Genomic DNA, 7,138 nt, shown 5'->3' on the forward strand with positions numbered 1-7,138 from the left:
CCTACTTATCCAGCCACTGGCTCTTGACCAGTGCGCGGTAGCGTTCTAGTACCTGCGGAGTCGATTCCGCCGCCGGGACCTGCGTGGTGTCCCGGGTCCAGTCCGGGAAGGCTCCGGCCAGCACGCCGGCAGCCTGGCGGGCCGCGCCATCGGCGACGTATTCGCCCGGGGCCGGGACCGTAATCGGCAGGCCCAGTACCTGGGCGGCGATCTGCTGGAGGGCGCGGGACTGCGCTCCGCCGCCAACCAAGATGATGCGCTGGGCTTCGACGCCCTGGGCTTCGAGTGCGCGCAGGCCGTCGGCCAGCGAGCAGATGACCGCTTCCACGGCGCTGCGGGCCAGGTTGGCCGCGGTGTAGTTGGCGCGGGTGATGCCGTGCAGCGAACCGGTGGCCTCTGGCAGGTTCGGGGTGCGCTCGCCGTCGAAGTACGGAAGCAAGGTCAGCCCATCCGAGCCGGGGTTGGCCGACAGTGCCAAGTCGTTGAATTCTTCGAGGTCCACCTGCAGCAAGCTTGCGGTGGCATCGAAGATGCGGGTGGCGTTCAGGGTGCACACCAGCGGGAGGTAGTTGCCGGTGGCATCTGCGAAGCCGGCCACCAGGCCGGAGGCATCGGCCGATGGGGTATCGGCGACCGCGAAGACGGTGCCGGAGGTGCCCAGGGACATCACGACGTCGCCCACCTTGGCGCCCACGCCCAATCCGGCGGCGGCGTTATCGCCGGCGCCCGGACCGATGCTGGCCCCTGCCGGGGTGGTGCCGATGGAATCCAACGGGCCGGCCACGGCAGGCAGGATCGGGACGTGGCCCAGATGCTGTTCGAGCGCTTCGAGGTCGTAGGCGTTTTCGGTGGCGCGGTAGTAGCCGGTGCCCGAGGCATCGGAGCGGTCGGTGGCCAGCGCGGCCAGGCCTTCGGCGCCGGAACCCGGACCGTAGCCCGCCAAGCGCCAGGACAGCCAGTCATGCGGCAGGCAGATGGCGGCGACCTTGGCCGCGTTTTCCGGTTCGTTGTCCTTCAGCCAGCGCAGCTTGGCCAGCGTGATGGAGGAGACCGGGAGGGTGCCGGTGCGCTGCGCCCAGTAGGCGGCACCGGCTTCGGCGTTGCCGTTGCCGGCTTCGGCGATGATGTCGGTGGCCGCCGTGGCGCTGCGGGTGTCATTCCACAGCAGCGCCGGGCGGATCACGGCGCCGGATTCATCGAGTACCACCATGCCATGCTGCTGCCCGCCCACCGAGATCGCAGCCACGTCGTCCAGGCCGCCGGCCTGGGCAATGGCTTCCCGCAGTGCGGAGAACCAGAACTGAGGATCCACTTCGGTGCCCTCGGGATGCGAGGCGCGTCCGGAGCGGACCAGGGCGCCGGTTGCGGCGTCGCGGATGACCACCTTGCATGATTGGGTGGACGAGTCGATGCCGGCAACGAGCGTCATTGTTCGGGCTGCTTTCTGCGGTGGGTGGGTGCGTAGCGGTTTAGCGGGCGTTGAGCAGGTGCTCGATGGCCAGCTGGTTCAGGCGGATGAACGCGAAGTTGCGCTGCGCCGCGGCGTTGGCGTCGAAGTCGGCGAAGCTGGCGGCATCGTTCATCAGCTGCGCTGCGGTTTCGCCCTCGTCCAGGGTGCTTTCGCCCAGTTCGAAGACGCCCGAGAGCTTCATGGCTTCCTGGACCTCTGGGTCTGCGCGGAAGGCCTGTGCGCGTTCCTTGAGCATCAGGTACATGGACATGTTGGCCTTGGCCGAGTCCCAAACGCCGTCGTAGCCGTCGGTGCGCGAAGGCTTGTAGTCGAAGTGGCGTGGGCCGTCGTACTTCGGGCCGCCGGTTGGGAAGCCGTTTTCCAGCAGGTCAACGGTGAAGAATGCGCTGGTCAGGTCGCCGTGGCCGAAGACCAGGTCTTGGTCGTACTTGATGCCGCGCTGGCCGTTGAGGTCGATGTGGAACAGCTTGCCTGCCCACAGTGCCTGGGCGATGCCGTGGGTGAAGTTCAGGCCAGCCATCTGCTCGTGGCCGGTTTCAGGGTTCAGGCCAACGATGTCGCCGTGTTCCAGCTGCTCGATGAAGGCCAGGCCGTGGCCCACGGTGGGCAGGAAGATGTCGCCGCGTGGTTCGTTCGGCTTTGGCTCCAGCGCGATGCGCAGGTTGTAGCCCTTGTCCTTGATGTAGCCGGCTGCGGTGTCCACGCCTTCGCGCATGCGGTTCAGCGCTGCTGCCAGATCCTTGGAGCCGTCGTACTCGGCGCCTTCGCGGCCGCCCCACATGACGAAGGTTTCGGCACCCATCTGCGCAGCCAGATCGATGTTGTGCAACACCTTGGACAGTGCGAAGCGGCGGATCGAACGGTCATTGGAGGTGAAGCCGCCGTCCTTGAACACCGGGTGGCTGAACAGGTTGGTGGTCACCATTGGGACTTTCAGGCCGGTTTCTTCCAGGGCTGCGCGGAAGTCCGAAAGGATCTGCTCGCGCTGGGACGCGGTGGCGTCAAAAGGAATCAGGTCATTGTCGTGGAAGGTGATGCCGTAGGCGCCCAGCTCAGCGAGCTTGTGGACAGCTTCCACTGGATCCAGGTTCTTGCGGGTTGCGACGCCGAATGGATCGGCACCGGTCCATCCCACGGTCCACAGGCCGAAAGTGAAGCGGTCGGCGGCGGTTGGCTGAAGAGTCATGAGATGCATCCTTGGATCGGGGTGGTATGGCTTCCGCCATTTAGTTTATGTCCTGAACTATATGGGTGGCAATACGCTAGAGTCAATAGCGAGCAGTGAACGATTCGTCCCAAAGAATTCTCAAGGAGAAGGCATGCGCCAACCAGCGTCTAGCGCCCGTGCCGCAAGCTCTTCGGCCCCGGGTAACGTCGGAGACGTGCGCAAAGCCAACCTGGCCAGGGTCCTGGCGGTGATCGCATCCGCAGGGGAAGACCAGCGGTTATCACGCGCCGATATCGCCCAACTCAGCCAGCTCACCAAGGCCTCGGTCTCCAGCCTGGTCGCTGATTTGCTGGCGGCCGGACTAGTTATCGAAATTGGCGTGCACCGCGACGGGGAACGCGGGCGGCCCTCGGTGGGGCTCATCCTGAACCCCGCACGCTGTGTCATGGGCATGGAAATCAACGTTGACTACATAGCCGCCGGACTGGTGGACCTCAGCGGCAAACTGCTGGCACACGAAATCCTGCCCCGTGCCAACCACAGCTCAACAGCCGGCGAAGTGCTCGCTGCGCTGGGAGAGCTGAGCCAAAGGCTCCAAGCTGCCGCCCGGGCCCAAGGGCTAATGATTCTCGGCGGCGGGTTGGCTGTTCCTGGTTTGGTCAACGAGGAGCGGTACACCGTCCTGCAGGCCCCTAACCTCGGCTGGGAGCGGCAAGACCTGGATGTCGCAGCATTGCTGCCCGACGCCAAAATCCGCTTCAGGCTCTTTAACGAAGCCAACGCCTCAGCGCTGGCCCAGCAGCAGTTGATGGACGTCCAAGAACGCGACTTCCTGTTTGTCTCCGGGGAAGTGGGCATCGGTGGCGGATTGATAATCGACGCTGAACTTTTTGCCGGTCCCCAGGGGCATGCCGGCGAACTCGGGCATGTGGTGATTGCCCCCGAGGGCAGGGCCTGCAGCTGCGGTGGTCGTGGTTGCTTGGAAACCATTGCCGGGCAGGAAGCGATCCTGGCTGCCGCTGATCTAGGGGCGGTGGTCGATAGCGTTTCGCGCCAACAGCGGATCCACCAGCTATTCCAAGCGCTGGAAACCGGAACCGAACCCGCGGTGAGCGCGGTAGCCGAGGCCGGAAAATCCTTGGGAATTGCGGTGGCCTCGGCCATGCGCCTGTATGACGTTTCCACGGTAGTCTTTGGCGGGCACTTTGCCGCCCTGGAACAGTGGCTGCGCCCTGCCATGGAAGCCAGCCTCCAGGTGCACGCGCCGAGCATCGCCGGCCAGGCTCGACTGCTGTGCTCGCCGCTGGGCCAAACGGGTGCGCTGGTCGGTGCCGCGCGCAGCGTGACGGGGGACCTGCTGGAGGCACCACATCAGCTGGTGGGTTAAGAGACGCCTACCGGCTGCTGCAGTTCGGTCACCCAATCACCTTGGTCTTCGGAGATGGCACGCACGTAGACTTCGCGGCACGGACCGGTCGGAACCAAACCGCGGGCTAGGACTTCTTCGTGCACGGCCTGCCAGCTTTCATGGATGGTGTCCATGGAGCCGAGGTGCACTCCGCAGATGGCTTCGGGCACCGCGGGGAGCTCGATGATTTCGACATCGGCGAGGTTGGGAGCGTTAGTGGCGTATCCGGCAATGACCTCTACTCCATCCTCAGTTCCGTTGTATTGCGCAATGGGCGTGGCAAGGCTTTGGCCCTGAATGGACTGCGCGATTCTGTCGAAGAGCGGGCCGATGCGACCAGCGATTTCAGGTTGCTCGGAGACCGTGAAGCGGCCTGCGGCCAAGCGCACTGCGGGCAGTGGCTTGTGGATGATTTCAATGCGTGACATGAGATTCTCCTTTGAGATCAAGCGCAGGCGCCGTTGCACATCCTGCAGCCGCTGCGTGGCCAGCCGGTGCTCGGCCTCGACCTGCGTGGCACGATTGTGCAAGTGCTCAGCAATCTTTTCCGCGGTGGCTCCCTGATCCAGGATCAGGGAAACCTCGTCCAAGCCGAAACCCAGCTCGCGCAAGGCCACGATCTGATGCAAGCGCTGGAGCTGGGAAGGGTCGTAGGAACGGTAGCCGCTGTACGGGTCTACATGGGCGGGCTTGAGCAGCCCGGCGGTATCCCAGTGCCGCAGCATGCGGTGGGTAACCTGGCCGATCTGCGCAAACGCCCCGATGGATAGCATGATTCAGTTCTCCGCCCTCACACTGTGTCAGGGTCAAGCCCTTGGCTGGTTTTGGAATAATTGTTGCATCGTGAGGGTTCTCCCGGGCGGTTTTGGCGGCCGGCAAAGTTCAGGAATCTCCGAGCCGCTGCGCATGAATCATTGGATGAGGTAGCAGTTGGCTATAGTCTTCGAGGGTGAAGACCCGTCAAAGCACCTTGCGCTGCCTGAACCTGGCTCGGATACTGTGGGCGCTGGCCACCCTGGGCGCTATCGTGGCGACCTACGCCGACACTGCCTCACGGGGCCCGGTGCAACCGCTGAATTTCTTTGGCTACTTCACCATCCAGTCGAATCTGGTGGTGGTTCTTGCCGGGCTTACCGCAGGGCTGATGGGCCTAGCCAAGGGTGCTTCGATGCCCCGCTGGGTTGTGGGCCTGCGTGCCTTGGCGAGCCTGTGCATGGTCGTGGTCGGGCTGATCTACATCACCTTGCTGGCACCCTTGGGGGCCGCGGGCGGGGTGCCTCTTCCTTGGGCGAATTGGGTAATGCATATTCTCGGCCCTCTGCTGGTTCTGGCCGATTGGCTCTTGGCCAGGGACCGTACTTCCCTGTCCTACCGGGCGGTGCCGCTATTGCTGATTTACCCGTTGCTCTGGACCGGGGTAGTGCTGATTCGCGGAGCGTCCGATGGATGGGTTCCTTACCCGTTCCTCGACCCGGATCAGGGATACCCCGTCATTGCCCTGTACGTTGTTTCCATTGCCGTGCTCTTCGCGGGAATAGCTTTTCTGGTTGTTGCTTATGGCCTGCGTGGGCGACATCGTGACGTGCAACTCGAGATTCGCTAATCGTTTCGGTAAACTTTGGTCGTAAGAGCCCCTAACTCTTGCAACGGACCTTCGGGTTTCAGTGAGCAGGACAGGGGCATATTTTTTGTCCGGCACCGTGCCGGGACGGCGCTAAGCACGCCGCAACCGCTGCTTTAAGCAAGGGGGAGGATCCCATGCCAGCAATCGTGATCGTCGGAGCCCAATGGGGCGATGAAGGCAAAGGAAAGGCTACCGACCTGCTCGGTGGCAAGGTCGACTATGTAGTGAAGCCGAACGGCGGCAACAACGCCGGGCACACCGTGGTCGTAGGCGGCGAGAAGTACGAGCTCAAGCTCCTTCCCGCCGGCATCCTTTCCCCGAATGCCACTCCGATTATCGGCAATGGCTGCGTGGTGAACCTTGAGGCCCTCTTCGAAGAGATCGATGGCCTGGAGTCCCGCGGCGCCGACACTTCCAAGCTGCGCGTTTCGGCCAACGCCCACCTGGTGGCCCCGTACCACCAGACCATGGACAAGGTCACCGAACGCTTCCTGGGCAAGCGGGCCATCGGCACCACCGGACGCGGCATCGGCCCCGCCTACATGGACAAGGTCGGACGCCTGGGCATCCGCGTGCAGGACGTCTTCGACGAATCGATCCTGCGCCAGAAGGTCGAAGGCGCACTGCGCCAGAAGAACGAACTGCTGGTCAAGATCTACAACCGCCGCAGCGTCGAGGTCGAGGAAATCGTCTCGTACTTCCTGTCCTATGCCGAGCGACTGCGCCCGCTGGTCATCGATTCCACCTACGAGCTGAACAAGGCCCTGGACGAGGACAAGGTCGTGCTGATGGAAGGCGGCCAGGCCACCTTCCTGGACGTGGACCACGGCACCTACCCGTTCGTGACTTCCTCCAACCCGACCGCCGGCGGCGCATCGGTCGGCTCGGGCATCGGCCCGACCCGCATCACCCGCTCGATCGGTATCATCAAGGCCTACACCACCCGCGTGGGCGCCGGTCCATTCCCGACCGAGCTCTTCGACGACATGGGCCTCTACCTGCAGAAGACCGGTGGCGAGTTCGGCGTGAACACCGGCCGCCCGCGTCGCTGCGGTTGGTACGACGCCGTGCTGGCCCGCCACGCCTCGCGCGTGAACGGCTTCACCGACTACTTCGTGACCAAGCTGGATGTGCTCACCAACATCGAGCAGATCCCGGTGTGCGTGGCCTATGACGTTGACGGCGTGCGCCACGACGAAATGCCGATGACGCAGACCGAGTTCCACCACGCGAAGCCGATCTTCGAGTACTTCCCGGGCTGGACCGAGGACATCTCGGGTGCGCAGAGCATGGAAGAGCTTCCAGAGAACGCCAGGAACTACATCCTGGCCCTCGAGAAGATCTCCGGCACCCGGATCTCCGCCATTGGCGTAGGCCCGGACCGCGATCAGACCATCGTGCGCCACGATTTGATCAAGGACTAGTTCCTGGGGTCAAGGAGCCGCCGCAGTTCATCAGCAGATGAAC

6 protein-coding genes are annotated in these 7,138 nt (G+C 63.8%); 3 read left to right on the forward strand and 3 right to left on the reverse strand.

The genetic code is table 11. The features are described from left to right. Position 1 precedes the first annotated feature (1 nt). Positions 2 to 1,429: a xylulokinase gene (gene xylB, locus ACRDT3_RS13935; protein WP_431493548.1), complete on the reverse strand. Its 1,428-nt coding sequence runs from the start codon at positions 1,427 to 1,429 to the stop codon at positions 2 to 4. Between the two features lie 40 nt (positions 1,430 to 1,469). Next, the gene (gene xylA / locus ACRDT3_RS13940) at positions 1,470 to 2,657 is read right to left on the reverse strand and encodes a xylose isomerase (RefSeq protein ID WP_417364588.1); all 1,188 of its coding nucleotides are present in this window, start codon (positions 2,655 to 2,657) and stop codon (positions 1,470 to 1,472) included. A gap of 133 nt (positions 2,658 to 2,790) precedes the next feature. Here xylA and ACRDT3_RS13945 point away from each other — a divergent pair, with 133 nt between their 5' ends. Continuing rightward, positions 2,791 to 4,026: an ROK family transcriptional regulator gene (locus tag ACRDT3_RS13945; protein ID WP_431493549.1), complete on the forward strand. Its 1,236-nt coding sequence runs from the start codon at positions 2,791 to 2,793 to the stop codon at positions 4,024 to 4,026. Here the strand turns inward: ACRDT3_RS13945 and ACRDT3_RS13950 are convergent. Continuing rightward, positions 4,023 to 4,820, reverse strand: a complete 798-nt coding sequence (locus ACRDT3_RS13950; protein WP_431493550.1) for a MerR family transcriptional regulator — start codon at positions 4,818 to 4,820, stop codon at positions 4,023 to 4,025. The genes ACRDT3_RS13945 and ACRDT3_RS13950 overlap by 4 nt on opposite strands. 176 nt (positions 4,821 to 4,996) lie before the next feature. On the opposite strand from ACRDT3_RS13950, the gene ACRDT3_RS13955 reads away from it, so the two are divergent. Then, on the forward strand, positions 4,997 to 5,650 hold the full coding sequence (locus ACRDT3_RS13955) for a Pr6Pr family membrane protein (protein ID WP_431493551.1): 654 nt from the start codon (positions 4,997 to 4,999) through the stop codon (positions 5,648 to 5,650). 155 nt (positions 5,651 to 5,805) lie between these two features. Continuing rightward, positions 5,806 to 7,095, forward strand: a complete 1,290-nt coding sequence (locus ACRDT3_RS13960; RefSeq protein ID WP_431493552.1) for an adenylosuccinate synthase — start codon at positions 5,806 to 5,808, stop codon at positions 7,093 to 7,095. Positions 7,096 to 7,138 lie beyond the last annotated feature (43 nt).

Source organism: Glutamicibacter sp. (assembly GCF_050701915.1).
Classification (GTDB): Bacteria; Actinomycetota; Actinomycetes; order Actinomycetales; family Micrococcaceae; genus Glutamicibacter.

What these genes read in the sequence shown, in the direction of transcription:
- xylB (WP_431493548.1), bottom strand. Translation starts at nt 1,429, where the DNA reads ATGACGCTCGTTGCCGGCATCGACTCGTCCACCCAATCATGCAAGGTG.
- xylA (WP_417364588.1), bottom strand. Translation starts at nt 2,657, where the DNA reads ATGACTCTTCAGCCAACCGCCGCCGACCGCTTCACTTTCGGCCTGTGG.
- ACRDT3_RS13945 (WP_431493549.1), top strand. Translation starts at nt 2,791, where the DNA reads ATGCGCCAACCAGCGTCTAGCGCCCGTGCCGCAAGCTCTTCGGCCCCG.
- ACRDT3_RS13950 (WP_431493550.1), bottom strand. Translation starts at nt 4,820, where the DNA reads ATGCTATCCATCGGGGCGTTTGCGCAGATCGGCCAGGTTACCCACCGC.
- ACRDT3_RS13960 (WP_431493552.1), top strand. Translation starts at nt 5,806, where the DNA reads ATGCCAGCAATCGTGATCGTCGGAGCCCAATGGGGCGATGAAGGCAAA.